Raw genomic sequence first — 16,447 nt, 5'->3', positions numbered from 1 at the left:
TTTGAGTTAAGCTACTTCGATTGTTTTTCCGTCTAGGTCTACAGCTAGAGCTTCCCCTTTATCTAAAGTGAAATGTGTACCGTCATGACTCACATTGACTTTCAGAATGTGATTTCTAAAATTGACTTTGAAAGAATACGACCTCCATTCTTTTGGAATTTTTGGAGAAAAGTGAAGCTGATCATTTTTGACACGCATGCCGCCAAAACCCTCTACAATACTCATCCATGTGCCTGCCATACTAGTGATATGACATCCTTCTTTTACCTCTTTGTTATAATCATCTAGATCCAAACGCGATGTTCTTAGATAAAACGAATAAGCTTGTTCCATTCTTCCTAAGAGTGCAGCTTGAATACTATGAACACAAGGAGAAAGCGAAGATTCATGAACTGTAAATGGCTCATAAAAATCAAAATGCTTTTCGAGGTCTTCTGTCTTGAAATGATGTTCAAAAAAGTAAAAGCCTTGCAGCGTATCTGCTTGTTTGATGTAGGGTGAACGCAAAATTCTATCCCAGGACCAATTTTGATTGATGGGCCGTAGGTTCTTATCCAAATCATCAACTTTCACCATCTCCTTGTCTAAGAATCCGTCCTGCTGTAAATAAACACCATGTTCTTCTGAATAGGGGAAATACATGTTTTCTGCTACTTTAAGCATGTCATCAACTTCAGTAGTTGTTAGTGCCGTTTTCTGAATAATTCTTCCGTAATCGTCTTTGAATTCCTTTTCGACCTTTCTAAGATTCTCAATTGCATACTCAATAGACCATTTCGCCATATAGTTGGTATACCAGTTGTTATTGACATTGTTTTCATATTCATTGGGCCCTGTAACCCCCAAAATAACATACTTATCTTTAGGTGTAGAAAACGTAGACCGCTGATGCCAAAATCTGGCAATGGCTATTAAAACTTCAAGACCCATCTCTGGGATATAGGAATAATCTCCTGTAAAGCGGTGGTAATTAAAAATCGCATAAGCAATAGCACCATTTCGATGTATTTCTTCGAAGGTAATTTCCCATTCGTTATGAGACTCCTCTCCATTCATAGTGACCATAGGATATAAAGCAGCACCGTTTGAAAAACCGAGTTTTTCTGCATTTTCGATGGCTTTACCTAAGTGGTTATATCTGTATTTCAATAAGTTTCTGGCGACATGTTGGTCTTTGGTAGCCATGTAGAATGGAAGACAATAGGCTTCTGTATCCCAATAGGTACTTCCACCGTATTTTTCTCCAGTAAATCCTTTTGGACCAATATTCAATCTATGATCTGTCCCTGTATAGGTTTGGTTAAGTTGAAAAATATTGAATCGAATTCCCTGCTGAGCTTTTACATCCCCCTCAATTGTAATATCACTCATTTGCCAAATTTTATCCCAAGCTTCTTTTTGAGATTGAAGCAAGGCATCAAAACCCTTATCAATAGCTATTTTCAGGATGGATTTTGCTGCAGAAATAAGTTCTGTTTTATCGTGATTTAAAGAAGTGGTGTAGCCTGCAAATTTATGAACGCTCAATGTGCTCCCCTTGGCCACATGTTCTGAAAATGAAATGGAAACCTCCATCTCCTTTTGAAGAGATTCCCCTTGAGTGTTTAGTTCTTTGTTATTCAGAAATATCTTAGATTCCATAAAAGAACAAACCTCATAAAAGGTTTTAAGCGTATGAGATCTGATAAATCCCTGGTTTTGGTCCACTTCTTTATCAGTGGTTTGCCAAAACTGATCATCCCAATTGGTATCTTGGTTTGTAATCCCTGAATCTAAATAGGGTTGATAAGTGATTTTTGCATCTGTATTTAAAGGAGTAACATCATATTTTATGACGCCTAATTCTTCATGCTCCAAACTCAAAAAACGCTTAACATCTACTTTTAAAATAACTCCGTTTTGTAGAGTTGCTTCAAAACTTCTGCCTAACCAGCCATCTTTCATATTGAGTTCGCGACTAAATTTATTTATCTTTTTACAGCTAAACAAATCAAGGATTTCATCGTCGACCATCACATTAATTCCTATCCAGTTTGGTGCATTGAGCACTTTAGAGAAGTACTCTGGATATCCGTTTTTCCACCAGCCAACTCTAGTTTTATCTGGATAATAAACGCCTCCAATATAGCTTCCTTGGAAGCTTGGCCCTGTATAAGTTTCTTCAAAATTGGCACGTTGTCCCATCGAGCCATTTCCTACACTAAATAAGCTCTCTGAAGATTGAACGCGATCAATTTCAAAACCGTCTTCTATAATCGACCATGGGTCTGGTGTGATATAATCTTGATTCATAACTTTAGTCGTTTAATAATTTATTTCTTGAATTTAATCAACGTCTCAATTACAGATTTGTCGATTTCAGTGAAGTTTTGAAAGTTGAAATCTGCCTCTTTTAAAACAGATTTATCTCCTATACCTACACTAGTCATACGCGCTATGTTTGCAGCTTCAATTCCAGCTAAAGAATCTTCAAAGACAATGGCATATTCTGGAGTACCTCCAAGGGCATCGATTCCTTTTAAAAAAACTTCAGGATTGGGTTTAGCTTTAGTGACTTCGTTTCCGTCAATAATCTCTTCAAAATAAGCCTCGAGGCCAACTTTAGATAGGATGAGCCTAGCGTTTTTACTAGCAGATCCTAAAGCAATGGCGTAACCATTGGACCTAAGGTAGTCTAGAGTTTCCATAACTCCAGGAAGTATATCCTTTTTGGTCATTTGATTGACATATGACAAGTACTCTTCATTTTTTTTGGACATGAGAGCTTCAAATTCAGCTTCAGGAAGAATTTTGTGACCCCATTCTAAAATTTTCTCAAGGGATTTCACTCTGGAAACTCCCTTTAACTGTTCATTCTTTTCTTCAGAAAAAGGAATATCTAGAGAGTCCGCTAAATTTTTCCATGCTAAATAATGGAATTTTGCAGTGTCTACGATGACCCCATCGAGATCGAATATAAATGCTTTAGTCATTGTTTTGATTTATGTCTATTCTTGAATTTGTAGTTACTTTTAGGGTGAATAATCCTGCTGCGATCATAGCGATCCCTCCTATAATTAGGGCATAAACAGGTTGATTGTCAAACAGGTTGGAGACGATAAAGCCTAAAATCGTAGAAGCTACTATTTGTGGAATCACAATAAAAAAATTGAAGACTCCCATATAATAGCCCATTTTGGAAGACGGTAAAGAGCCGGAGAGCATGGCGTAAGGTATGGAAAGTATAGAGGCCCATGCTATTCCTACTCCTACCATACTTATAATAAGTCCAGTTTTAGTCGTCATAAAATAAATAGAGATTAAACCTAAACCTCCCAAAATAAGAGCCAACATATGGGTGAATTTATTACTCGTTTTCTTCGCAAGAACTGGTAAAGCAAAAGCCACAAGAGCTGCAACACCGTTGTATACAGTGAACATTACTGTAACCCAGTCGGCGGCATCATTGTAAAGTTTTGAAGTGGTGTCTCGTGTATCAAACACATGACCCGTGACGGCTTGAGTGGTATAGATCCACATGGAGAATAAGGCAAACCACGAAAAGAATTGAACCCAGGCCAGCTGTTTCATCGTTTTAGGCATGTTTAACAAGTCTGAAACGATGATCGTAAAGCCATTTCTCACGCTTTTTTTTCTTAATTCTGAAACAATGAGAAATAAAACTCCAACAATGATAAGTCCAATAAATAAGATGTAAAGTTCTTTGGTAAGTGCATTGGCATAAATCAAATACGAAACAATCGCACCCACCAAAATCATGATCGAACCAGATTTCTGCTGGGTTGTTATATTCTTACGAATTTCTTGTTCAGTTTTGGGTTCTATCGTGATAGCAGCACTTTCTTTTTCAAAGGCTTCCATCTCTTCTGGAGAATATTCTTTTGAAAATAAAACCGTCCAAAGGACAGCGAGAAAAAAGACCACACCTCCTACATAAAAGGACCATTTTACAGAATCTGGAATCTCACCAGCTGGTGCTGTATTATCGATTCCCATCCAATTGGTTAAGACATAAGGTAAGGCAGAACCTACAACGGCTCCTATTCCAATAAAGAAACTTTGCATGGCGAAGCCCAATGTGCGCTGTTCTTCTGGTAAATTATCACCTACAAAAGCTCGGAAGGGTTCCATGGAGATATTGATGGACGCATCCATGATCCACAACATTCCTGCAGCTATCCATAATTCTGGAGAATTTGGCATTAAAAATAAAGCGATGGAGGCTAAAATTGCCCCAACTAGAAAATATGGCTTACGACGACCCAATCTGGTCCAGGTCTTATCGCTGAGATAACCTACAATAGGTTGTACAACCAAGCCAGTGACTGGAGCAGCAATCCATAAAATAGGAATATCCTCTACGTCGGCACCTAGAGTTTCAAAAATACGAGAAGTATTGGCGTTTTGAAGGGCGAATCCAAATTGAATTCCTAAGAAACCGAAACTCATGTTCCAGATTTCCCAAAAACTAAGCTTTCGCTTTTGCATATCGTCTAATTTAAGTTAAAACGATAAGCCTTATAATTTAACAAAGCTCATCTTATGGAAGTAAAAATATAGCTTTGTTGAACTGCAAATATATTTATTTTTTTGGGTTATGCAATTTTGTAGTTTCCCTATCGATGATATCCGTTTTAACAACGATGGTCTTAAAGGGCTCTTCGTCTTCATTGGGATTTTCTAGTCTATCGATGAGTAATTTCGCAGACTCCTCTCCCATTTCGAAGCCGTGCTGGCTTATAGTGGTTAGAGGAGGAAATGCATGCTTAGACAGTACTCCATCTGTAAAACCAATGACTTGTAAATCATCAGGAATAGTCAAACCTTTTTGCCTTGCAACCTTCATTGCTGTAATCGCATAAAGCTCATTGACCGCAAAAAGTCCATCGACTTCATTTTCTTCAAAATAAGTATAGATTTGTTCCTCCAAAAATTCAATATTATCATCTGAATTGAACTTATCGTCAATTTTTAATATTCGGCTTTTTTGAATTTCAATATGATTTGCATTTAGTGCATTTTTATAGCCTTCAGTTCTCAGTCTACCAACACTCACATAGTCTTTTGTACTTATAATTCCTATGTTCTTACATCCTCCATCAATTAGTTTTTGAACTGCTTTCGCCGAGGTTTTGACATCATCTACAATAACTTTATCACATTCAATATCATCAATAACACGATCGAACATGACGATAGGAATACCCTGGTCTATAGTTTCTGATAAATGGTGAAAATCTTTAAATGAAAGAGTTTCTTTGGCTACAGAAATAATAAAGCCATCTATACTCCCGTTGGCTAACATCTCTAGGTTAATCACTTCTTTCTTAAAAGATTCATTGGACAAACCAACAATAACGTTGTATCCCTTATCATTAGCATAATGTTCTATACCAGAAATTACCGTGGTAAAAAAGTGATGAACAATTTCAGGAATGATAACTCCCAGTGTTTTGGTTTTTTTATTTTTGAGACTTAAGGCAATATTATTGGGTCTATAATTATAAAGCTTAGCAAAAGCCTTTACTTTCCTTTTGGTCTCCTCCCCAATTTCTTTACTGTCTCTCAGGGCTTTAGACACTGTGGATACTGAAACATCTAGTTCTTTAGCGATGACTTTGAGTGTTGGTTTTTGCTTCATTTCACGATCTTACATTAATTTGGTCTCAAAATAAGAAAATCTATCAAAAATAGCCACAAATTTTGCTAAAAATAAAAAGTTATCAACACGAAAACGTTGTAGCTGTAAGGTTGTTAAGGTTATTGAAAATAGTTTATATAGCTTTAACATCGGAAGTAAAAATATAACTCATTAATAACACAAAACAATACTCTATGCGAACAATTAAACTTTTAGGTCTGTTGCTAATGCTATTGCCTATCAGTATTTTTGCACAATCCACAGTAAGTGGAACCGTTGTCGATAATTCGGGTATGCCAATACCTGGAGTAAATATCGCTGTTAAAAATACTAATAAGGGAACAACGACCGATTTTGACGGAAATTACTCAATCGTTTTAGAAAACGGTGAAACCCTATCCTTTAGCTATATAGGTTATAGAACTCAAGATATTGTCTTTAATGGAAATAACACTTCCATAGATATATCTATGGTTGCAGATGCCGAAGCTCTTAGCGAGGTTGTAGTAGTGGGCTACGGAAATCAAACGGTGAAATCTATCTCAGGTTCTGTGGTTTCTGTTACAGAAAAAGATTTCAACAAAGGAAATATTGTCACTTCAGAAAGTCTTATACAGGGTAGAGTCCCTGGTTTGTCTGTCACTAAAGGGGGTGGTCCAGGATCTGGATCTGAAATTAGAATCCGTGGAGGGTCTTCTTTCAATGCTAATAATTCTCCTTTAATCGTTTTGGATGGCTTGCCTTTAGATAATTCTGTTGCAGATGGAACACGGTCTATCCTTTCTACCATTAATCCAAATGATATCGAATCTTTTTCTGTATTAAAAGATGCTTCTGCGGCGGCTATTTATGGTATCCGAGCATCCAATGGTGTCATTATCATCAACACCAAAAAAGGAAGGGGGGAACTCAGTGTTTCTCTAGATGTTCAGCAAAACATCACCACTATAGATAATACTGTAGATGTGTTAAGTGCAGGTCAATTTCGAAATTTAGTAGCTGAGAATTTTCCGAGTCGACTTGGAGAATTGGGCAGTGCTAATACCAATTGGCAGGATGAAATATACAGAGACGCAAAATCTTCTGATATAAACTTAAGTGTTCGTGGTGCCTTGTTCGGGAAAATTCCTTCTAGGTTATCCTTAAATCGTTCAGACCAAGAAGGTTTAAGACAAACCTCTAAGTTTGATAGAACCACAGCATCTTTATCTTTAAATCCAAGACTTTTTGACGACCATCTTAAAGTAGGCTTAAATGCCAACTATAGCAATGAAGACAATAGATTTGCAGATGGAGTTGAAGGCAACGCTATCTCTTTTGATCCTACTCAACCGGTAAGATCACCAGGGTCTCCTTATGGTGGTTTCTTTGAGTTTTTAGACAATGATGGCTCCGCAGCCTCTAATGTCCCAAGAAATCCAGTCTCACAATTACTTCAAACTAGAAATGTAAGTAATGCCGACCGACTATTTGGTAATTTAAATCTAGACTACAAGTTTCACTTTTTACCAGAATTAAGACTTGTTACCAACCTTGGTTATGATAGGACAGATAGTGGCGGCTCCTTAACCAGACCTAGAACAAGTGCTTTAGGAGTGAATGCAGAACAAGGAGAGTTTATCGGCAACGAATCTCGCTATGAACAAACTAGAACTAATACATCTGCCGATTCTTACTTTATTTATGAAAATGACTTTAACGATTTCGGTTTAAAATTAACGGCAGGTTATTCTTATCAAAAATTTGAATCTGAACGTTTTACTACCAACGAAATTTTAGACCCAAACGCACAAGAACCCAGAACCACAGTTGCAGATGACGTTGTTCTAATTGGTTATTTTGGTAGAGCAAACTTTAGCTTTCAGGATAAATATTTTGTGAATGCGTCTATTAGACGAGATGGGGTTTCAAAATTCTCTCCAGAGAATAGATTTGAATATTTCCCTTCAGTCTCTGGTGCTTGGGTATTAACTGAAGAGGATTTCTTGGAAGATAGCAACTTGATTAACAGTCTAAAGGTAAGAGCTGGTTGGGGGCAATTAGGTCAACAAGACGTTCCTTCAACTTCCGATTACTTGAGACGCTACCAAACAGGTTTGTCTAACCAACAGTATAATTTTGGAAATCCAATTGTACCCTTTCAACCACTATATACCAATCCAGATATAAAATGGGAAATCTTAACCGAAATCAACTTAGGGGTAGACTTTGAATTATTTAACAATAGACTGTCTGGTTCTGTAGATGTTTTTGAAAGAACTGCAGATGATCTCTTGTCGGATGTTCCTGTGCCAGACGGTGCAAACTTCTCCAACCAAGGTTTCCAAAATATCGGTGAATTTGTTTCAAAAGGTATTGAAGTAAATCTCGATTATAATGTGATCCGTCAAGATGACATAAACTGGAATGTGAACTACAACTTTACCGCTATCGATAGAGAAATTACCAACCTTGCTTTTGGACAAGACATTTTTGTAGGTGGAATCGCTGGAGGTACTGGAAATACCATACAAGTTCAAAGAGAAGGAGCATGGCCAAATTCTTTTTTCACCTATGCTCAATTATATGATCAAGCTGGGCAACCCATTGAAGGAGCCTATGCAGATTTAAATGGAGACGGTACAATTGATGACAGAGATCGCTATGTGTCTGGAAATGGACAAGCAGATGTATTGATGGGTTTCCAATCCAACTTCACGTACAAAAACTTCGATTTCAATTTTAACCTAAGAGCTAGCTTTGGAAATGATATTTACAACAATGTGAATTCTTCAAGAGCTCAATTGGGTAATCTTAACTTAGTATCTCCTAATAACTTACCTGTACAGGTTTTAGAAACGGGATTTGCAAGAACCCCAGATGTTATCTTATCAGATTTCTTTGTAGAAGACGCGTCTTTCTTAAGAATGGATAACGTTACTTTAGGGTATACACTCAGAGGTTTTAATAGGGAATCGACGAGCTTAAGATTCTGGATGGGCTTACAAAATGCCTTTGTGATCACCGATTATTCTGGAGTAGATCCTGAATTAAACATCAGTGGTATCGATAACACGATCTATCCAAGAGGAAGAACTTACTTACTTGGCGTTAATTATAATTTTTAAATAATTCAATTATGAAAATTAAACACTATATACTACTCACACTATTTGGAGCATTTATGTTCTCGTCTTGTGAATCTGATTTGGATGTGGAGATTAGAGATCCCAACATCACCTTAGCAGACCAAATATTCACTTCCGCAGAAGCTTACAAACAAGCCCTTGCTGGAGTATATGCCAACCTTTCTTTGTCTTCCCTAACTGGTCCAGGAGGAAGTAACATAGGAGGATTGGATGCTGGTACTGGACAATATATGAGGGGTTTATTTAATCTGCAAAATCTTTCTACAGATGAAACTATTTTCACTTTTGAAAATGATCCAGGAATTAGAGGAGTGCAGCGAAATTCTGCTTCTCCAGAAAACGTCTTATTAAGAGGTGTCTATTCTAGAGCTATGTTTTCTGTATCACTCTCTAATGAATTCTTAAGACAATCTACAGATGAGTTGTTACAATCTAGAGGAATTGGTTCTCTTGGAGATATACAAACCTATAGGGCTGAAGCTAAAGTATTGAAAGCTTTATCTTATTATCACCTTATGGATATGTTTGGAAAAGCACCGTTCTATGATGAAACTACAGAAGTTGGTTTTACTCAAGGAGAGGAGTTGAGCAGACCAGAGCTATTTGATTTAATAGAAGGTTTATTGCTAAACTCTTTAGAAGATCTTCCTGCTGGAAACTCTGGAGAATACGGACGGATTGATCAAGGAGTTGCTCATATGATTTTGGCTAAAATCTACTTGAATGCTGAAGTGTATACAGGAACTCCTAGATATGCGGAGGCTTTATCAAGATCTGAAGCTGTCATCAATTCTGGTTATCAATTGGTAAATGATTATCAATTCAACTTTTTAGCAGATAACAACAGCAATGGTGCTCAAAATGAAATTATCTTTCCTATCGCCAATGATGGACAAACTACTCAAAATTTTGGAGGAACAACCATCATAATCCAAGGTCAGGTGGGAGCTCAAGAACAAAATGGAGAAAGCTTGGGCGTGAATCCAGGTGGATTTGGAGGCTTATTTAGACTCAGACCACAATTTTCTGAGAAATTTACTTTAAATCCACTTTTTGAAAATGATGCCAGAAATTTAATTATCACTGAAGACAGACCTATTTCTCTTGTCGTCACAGACCCTAATACAGGTTATATCACTACTAAATATTCCAATAGAACTTCTACAGGTGGTTTTGGTTCTGATAGAACCTTTACTGATGCAGATTTTCCTATGTTTAGACTAGCAGATGCGTATCTCATGTATGCAGAAGCACATCTAAGAGGTGGTGGCGGAGATCTAAATACAGCTCTTAATTATGTGAACTTACTAAGAGAAAGAGCCTTTGGAGACACTTCAGCAAATATTGTTTCTGCTCAACTCGATCTCAATTTTCTTATCGATGAGCGTGCTAGAGAATTGTACTGGGAAAGCCATAGGAGACAAGATCTTATCCGATTCGGCTTATACACTGGAAATCAGTATATTTGGGCGTTTAAAGGTGGTCCTTCAACAGGAACTTCAATCGATAGTTTTAGAGCGATATATCCTATTCCTTCAGCTAGTTTAGCGACCAATCAAAATTTAACACAAAATCCAGGTTATTAATATTAAATACTAAAAATTATGAACAAGAACATTTTAAAATTAATAATGGTGTTTTTCGCAGTAGTAGCGTTTAATGCTTGTAGTGAAGATGATGAAATACAGTTCACTGCTCAGACACCTCCAGACCAAATATCATTTACCAACGACTTTTTGGGAGAATATTTATTGAGTGAACAAACCGCTCAAAATAATGCAGAACGCTTTACTTGGGAATCCCCAGATTTTGGAATTCCTACCCCAATAACTTATCAACTGGAAGGTTCTTCTGATTTTGAATTTACGGCTCCTGAACTTTTAGCCGAAACGTCAAATCTCCAAGCTTCTATTACAGTAGCACAGTTGTTAAGCCTTGCAGAAGCCGCTGGTTTAGACAATGATGAAGCGACAGAAAACCCAGATACTGGCGATTTATACTTTCGGGTTAGAGCTTTAATTGGTTCTGAAAATGCTGAAAACTCTCCTGAAACTCTTTCAGAAGTAACCACACTTACAGTGACTTTAATTGCTTCAGGTGGACCAGAACCACTTCCCGTATTTCCTAATCTATATTTAGTAGGTAATGCGACTGCCGCAGATTGGAATAACGACAACAATAATTTTCCATTAGTAAGAGATCCAGAAAATGAAAATGTCTTTACCTATACAGGTAAATTTTTGGGTGGAGATACTAATGAATTTAAGTTAATTGAAAACAGAGGGGCTTGGCAACCACAGTGGGGTCTTCAAGATGGTTCGTTTGAAACTAGTGAAGATCTTGGTGGAGATCCAGGACCTTTCCAAATTACTGCTGGAGATGGATACTATACAATAGATGTGGATACAGAAAATAAAACCTCTTCTTTGGTTGCTTTTGATGAATCAAGTTTTGAGACTTATGCAAGTATTGGAATTATTGGATTTGGAACAACTGGAAGCGATGAGGGTTGGAGTCAAGACATCGATATGACTCAATCTACTTTCGACCCACACATTTGGTACATCTCTGAAATTGAACTTTTTGATGGAGAAGTGAAATTTAGAGCTGAAGATGATTGGGACGTTGCTAACTGGGGAAGCAATACAGAATTTTCTGGATTTGGTTCTTTAGGAGGTCCAAATATTCCTTCTAGCGCTGGAACTTACGAAGTTTGGTTCAATGACCTTACAGGAAATTATATGCTAATTTCGCTACAATAATTCAACTATTAATCTAAAGGCTATCTCAAAAGGATAGCCTTTTTTATACCCACATACTATGAAACAATTATTACTTATTGCAGTCTTACTATGCTCTATCTTAGGATTTGCTCAACAACAAAATGGGGTCTTTAGCGTCTCTCCTCCTACCTTCGATCAGGATGAAGAGATTACGATTACGGTCTCCAATGTAGATCCCTCAATATGGTCCGTTACAGAGGTTTACTTTTGGGCTTGGTATATCGATACCAATGGCGATTTTGGTAACAACTCTCCCACCAATGGCACTTGGGAGAATTCCAATGAAACTCAAAAAATGACAGATAATGGAGATGGAACTTATTCCATCACCTTCACACCAACTACCTTTTACAACGCTACCGATATTGGTCAGTTAGGCATGTTGGTGAAAGCTAAAGATGGGACTGGAGATAAAAAGACTCAAGATAACTTAATTCCTGTTGGAAGTTTTCAAGTTACCTTAAACAGTCCAACAGAGACCACTACTCTACTCGATTCTGGAGATGTTTTGAATATAGAAGCCTCAGCGAGTCTCGATGCTAATTTTGTATTGACTTCAAACGGAAGTGTTATTGATACTCAAGACGGAATCACTTCGTATACTAATAATTTGACAGTAAACGAAGATTCTAATTTTGTATTAACAGCCACAGAGCCTAATTCTGGTGAGGTATTTGAATTCAGTTTTAATGCTGTGTTAACTCCAAATGTGACTATTGCTCCTGTTCCCGCAGGTGCTCAAAACGGTATTAATTATGACAGTAGTAATCCCAATGAAATCACTTTAGTCTTGTTTGCTCCCGAAAAGGAATTTGTTCACCTTATTGGTAACTTCAACTCCAACAACTGGACTATTGATAATACCTACTTATTAAATTTTGATAATGATACCAATCAACATTGGATTACCTTGAATAACTTCAGCGCTCCCAATGACGATTTCTTATTTCAATACAGCATAGAAGCAGAGTTGGTTGTAGCAGATCCTTATTCCAAAGTTGTTTTAGACCCCTTCAACGACCAGTTTATAGACAATGCAACTTTTGCAAATATTCCAAGTTATCCACAAGGAGCTACTTCAGAATTGGTAAGCTGGGTAAAATTGAATCAACCAGATTACGATTGGCAAATAGAGAATTTTACTCGACCAGCTCAAGAGGATTTGGTTATTTACGAAATGCTTATCAGAGATTTTGATGAAGACCATACCTTCCAATCGGTCATCAATAGATTGGATTATTTGGAAGACTTAGGCATCAATGCCATAGAACTTATGCCTGTGAATGAATTTGACGGTAATCTCAGTTGGGGATACAACATAGCTTTACACATGGCTTTAGATAAATATTACGGTTCACCAGATGATTTTAAAGCTTTTGTAGACGCTTGTCATCAAAGAGGGATTGCTGTTTTATTAGATGTCGTTTTCAATCATGGGACCGGTCAACATCCTTATTATAGAATGTACAACGATTGTGGTGGGTGCTACAATGGCCAAGCAACTTCAGAGAATCCTATTTTTAATGAAAATGACCCTAATACGGCGTTTCAGTTTTTTAATGATATCAATCACGAATCACTAGCTACTCAAAACTATATGGATCAAATCAATAGATTTTGGTTAGAAGAGTACAAAATTGATGGTTACAGATTCGACTTTACCAAAGGCTTTACCAACACTGTTGGCGATGGTGGTGGCTTCGATCAATCTAGAATTAATCTTCTAAATAGAATGTACGACGACATTAGAAGTTATGATGAAGACGCTTACGTGATTTTAGAGCATTTCGCTCCCAATTCTGAAGAAACTATTTTGATTAACCACAGAGCCACAGGCAATGCTAGCGAACCTGGTATGATGGTTTGGGGAAACAGTAATTTCAATTACAATCAAGCCACGATGGGCTATGACGATTCAAATTTCAGCAATGTTTCCTATCAAAATAGAGGCTGGTCTACTCCATCCAACGTGAGTTATATGGAAAGTCATGATGAGGAAAGATTGATGTATAAAAACCTAGAATTTGGAAATAGTAATGGTGCTTATGATATCACAGAACTCAATACAGCTTTGGATAGACTAGAACTTGCAGGGGCCTTTTATTTTACCATTCCAGGGCCCAAAATGATCTGGCAATTTGGAGAATTGGGCTATGAATTTAGTATCAATTATTGTGAAGACGGAACTATAAATAATGATTGTAGAACTGGGCCTAAGCCAATACGTTGGGATTACCTCAACAATTCAAACAGAACAGACGTGTATGACGTTTGGTCGAAACTAATCGCTTTAAAACGAAATGAACCCATTTTCAAAACTGATAATTTTACTTTGGAAGTCGCTGACGATTTTGAAAAGAAAATATACTTAGTCGATGATAACGCCACTGGTAGCGAACCTAAGTACGTGATCATTGTTGGAAACTTTGGAGTGACTTCACTTACTACTCAACCCTTTTTCCAAGAAGCTGGAACCTGGTATGATGTGGTCACTGAAACTAGCTTAGAAGTCAGCGATATGTCTATGAACGTCACTTTGGCTCCTGGAGAGTTTAAGGTCTATTTCAATAACCAGCCCTCTTTAAGTACAAATGAGGTTTCTGCCCTAAATTATACGGTCTATCCAAATCCAACAGCCAATTACTTTTCAATTTCAAATGAAGTTGATGCTGTTCAGGTTTATGATATGAATGGAAGGCTAATCAAAGACTATAAGGGTAGCTTCAATGCTAATCATAGATTTGGAGTTGAAAATCTAAGTCCAGGGTTATATTTTATAACCTATAGAAATCAACAAAACTTTGAGACCAAAAAATTGATGATCAACTAATTTTATTTGTTTTAGTTATAGCCAAAAAGACCTCGAGTGTTCACTCGAGGTCTTTTTTGTAGTAGGCTATTTCTATATTACTTCACTACAGGAAGAACAATTTTTGAATCTCCATAAATAGTATGGGTATGCGTTTCAAAATCGTCCTCTGTAGCTTCAAAGATATTGTCTACATACTTCTGTGGATTTCTATCGATATAAGGAAACATCGTGCTCTGCACTTGTATTTGCAATTTGTGCCCTTTCTTAAACGTGTGATTAACATCTTGTAACTGGAAATCTACACTTGTTTTTTGATTAGGTACAAAAGGCTTAGGCTCCGAAAAGCTTTCTCTATAACGACCTCTAAAGACTTCACTTCTTACCATCATATGGTAATTGCTCATCTTCAAGTGGTCTTGCATTTCTTCAGAATCTTCTGCATCGGCAGGATACACATCGATGATTTTCACAATCCAGTCTGAAGCTGTTCCCGTAGTAGCAACCTCAAGAGCTGCTAAAATTTCACCAGAAAGTTTCAGGTCTTCTTCCAACACTTTAGTTTCATAAACCATCACATCTGGACGACGAGCAGCAAAACGTTGGTCGTCTGTCATAAACTTTCTTGGTGTAAAAGTGACCTTAATGTCTTCAGTAAAAGGGACGGGCTTAGTGATATCACTCACAAATTTATTTTCAAAATCTGGATTGGCTTCCATACTTAAGTTTTGATTGTCACCCAAGTAAAAGTCTGTAGCCGTTACGTTTTCTGGAGGCCACATCTCGTATTCATCCCATTGCATCGCTCCAGTATCATACATAGTAGCTTCCGCAACATCAAACTCCCCTTCATCTTTTAGAAAATGATTAAAGAATTGGGTTTCATAATTAACCTGAAAGTTTTCAGACAAATCATCTCCAAAATACATATTGCCAACCGCTTGTCTCTGCTTGAGTCTAGCCCAATCGCCATGACTCCAGGGTCCAAAAACAACAGCATTAAAATTATCGCTATTTTCTTCTAAGCTTTTATAGATTTCAAACGGACCATAAAGGTCTTCTGCATCAAACAGACCACCAACCGTCAAGACAGCAGGTTTTACATCCCTCATATGCTGCACAAGTCCACGTTCTTGCCAAAACTCATCATAGTCTGGGTGATCTTTTAGCTGTTGCCAAAACACATTGTCTTCTCCGTAATACTTATCGAGGTTAGACAATGGACCAATATCCAAAAAGAATTGATACGCGTCCTGAGTACCAATGTCTGGAATGGAGTACCAAGATTCTGTAGTGGGTCCTTCTTTATCATAGCCAAACACGGCCGTAGCAACCCAATAGCTCAATAAATAAGCACCATTGTGATGAAAGTCGTCAAAGTAAAAATCGCCAATCGGCGCTTGTGGCGAAGCTGCTTTTAAGGCAGGATGATCGGAGAGTAACGACATGGCTGCATAGTGCCCAGGGTAAGAAATCCCCCAAGTCCCTACATTTCCATTAGTGTTGTCAACATTCTTCACAAGCCAGTCGATCGTGTCATACGTATCTGAAGCCTCATCTGTTTCTTTGCGTTTTTTCTTTGGGATAAAGCCGCGCATATTATCATACTTGCCTTCACTCATCCAGCGACCACGCACATCTTGGTAGACGATAATATTTCCCTCTTCCATAAGAAATTTGTTAGGCCCTATTTGTCGTCTATACTGGTCTTCGCCATAAGGTCTAGAGCTATAAGGCGTCCGTTGCATCAAGATCGGATAAGATTTTGAGGTGTCCTTAGGCGTGTAAATAGTGGTATGCAGTTTTACACCATCGCGCATTTTGATTTCTACTTCTTGCTTGTCGTAATTGGCTTTGACATCATATTGAGCCATCACACTAGATACAGTGCACAGCAAGAATAAGATGAAACCAAACTTTAAATGTTTCATATAGTTTTTAATTTAATTCTAGGACTTAAAAATACAGCTTAAGTTTAAATTCACAAGAAAGTAATTGCTACAAAGTACTATTAAGAGCTTTTATTTCCGCAGGCGGGATTTTGGTTGCGTTAGCTTTAACTTATACGATATCCAGCTTCAGCGAG

At 37.4% G+C, this 16,447-nt stretch carries 9 protein-coding genes; 4 read left to right on the top strand and 5 right to left on the bottom strand.

Annotated features, from left to right (window positions below; genetic code table 11):
• Positions 1-6: 6 nt before the first annotated feature.
• The 4 genes from PGOND44_RS02060 to PGOND44_RS02045 all read right to left on the bottom strand — a co-directional run bounded on the left by PGOND44_RS02060 (position 7) and on the right by PGOND44_RS02045 (position 5,641).
• Positions 7-2,292, bottom strand: a complete 2,286-nt coding sequence (locus tag PGOND44_RS02060; protein ID WP_003435652.1) for a glycoside hydrolase family 65 protein — start codon at positions 2,290-2,292, stop codon at positions 7-9.
• A 20-nt stretch (positions 2,293-2,312) separates the two neighbouring features.
• Positions 2,313-2,972, bottom strand: coding sequence for a beta-phosphoglucomutase (gene pgmB, locus PGOND44_RS02055; RefSeq protein WP_003435650.1), 660 nt, complete (start codon positions 2,970-2,972; stop codon positions 2,313-2,315).
• Positions 2,965-4,488, bottom strand: a complete 1,524-nt coding sequence (locus PGOND44_RS02050) for an MFS transporter (protein WP_003435647.1) — start codon at positions 4,486-4,488, stop codon at positions 2,965-2,967. The genes pgmB and PGOND44_RS02050 overlap by 8 nt, the downstream gene beginning before the upstream one ends.
• Positions 4,489-4,582: 94 nt before the next feature.
• On the bottom strand, positions 4,583-5,641 hold the full coding sequence (locus PGOND44_RS02045; protein ID WP_003435645.1) for a LacI family DNA-binding transcriptional regulator: 1,059 nt from the start codon (positions 5,639-5,641) through the stop codon (positions 4,583-4,585).
• Positions 5,642-5,835: 194 nt separating this feature from the next.
• On the opposite strand from PGOND44_RS02045, the gene PGOND44_RS02040 reads away from it, so the two are divergent.
• The 4 genes from PGOND44_RS02040 to PGOND44_RS02025 are packed head-to-tail and all read left to right on the top strand — an operon-like array spanning position 5,836 to position 14,382.
• Positions 5,836-8,748 (top strand): SusC/RagA family TonB-linked outer membrane protein, encoded by a 2,913-nt coding sequence (locus PGOND44_RS02040; protein WP_003435642.1) that lies wholly within the window; start codon positions 5,836-5,838, stop codon positions 8,746-8,748.
• An 11-nt stretch (positions 8,749-8,759) separates the two neighbouring features.
• Positions 8,760-10,355, top strand: a complete 1,596-nt coding sequence (locus tag PGOND44_RS02035) for a RagB/SusD family nutrient uptake outer membrane protein (RefSeq protein WP_003435640.1) — start codon at positions 8,760-8,762, stop codon at positions 10,353-10,355.
• 18 nt (positions 10,356-10,373) lie between these two features.
• Positions 10,374-11,531 (top strand): SusF/SusE family outer membrane protein, encoded by a 1,158-nt coding sequence (locus tag PGOND44_RS02030; protein WP_003435636.1) that lies wholly within the window; start codon positions 10,374-10,376, stop codon positions 11,529-11,531.
• A gap of 58 nt (positions 11,532-11,589) precedes the next feature.
• On the top strand, positions 11,590-14,382 hold the full coding sequence (locus tag PGOND44_RS02025) for an alpha-amylase family glycosyl hydrolase (protein WP_003435633.1): 2,793 nt from the start codon (positions 11,590-11,592) through the stop codon (positions 14,380-14,382).
• Between the two features lie 77 nt (positions 14,383-14,459).
• Here the strand turns inward: PGOND44_RS02025 and PGOND44_RS02020 are convergent, their stop codons facing one another.
• The gene (locus PGOND44_RS02020; protein WP_003435625.1) at positions 14,460-16,292 is read right to left on the bottom strand and encodes a CocE/NonD family hydrolase; all 1,833 of its coding nucleotides are present in this window, start codon (positions 16,290-16,292) and stop codon (positions 14,460-14,462) included.
• Between the last annotated feature and the right edge of the window lie 155 nt (positions 16,293-16,447).

This window comes from Psychroflexus gondwanensis ACAM 44, assembly GCF_000355905.1.
In the GTDB taxonomy this organism is placed as follows: domain Bacteria; phylum Bacteroidota; class Bacteroidia; order Flavobacteriales; family Flavobacteriaceae; genus Psychroflexus; species Psychroflexus gondwanensis.
This window is presented reverse-complemented; position numbering and strand designations above follow the sequence as displayed.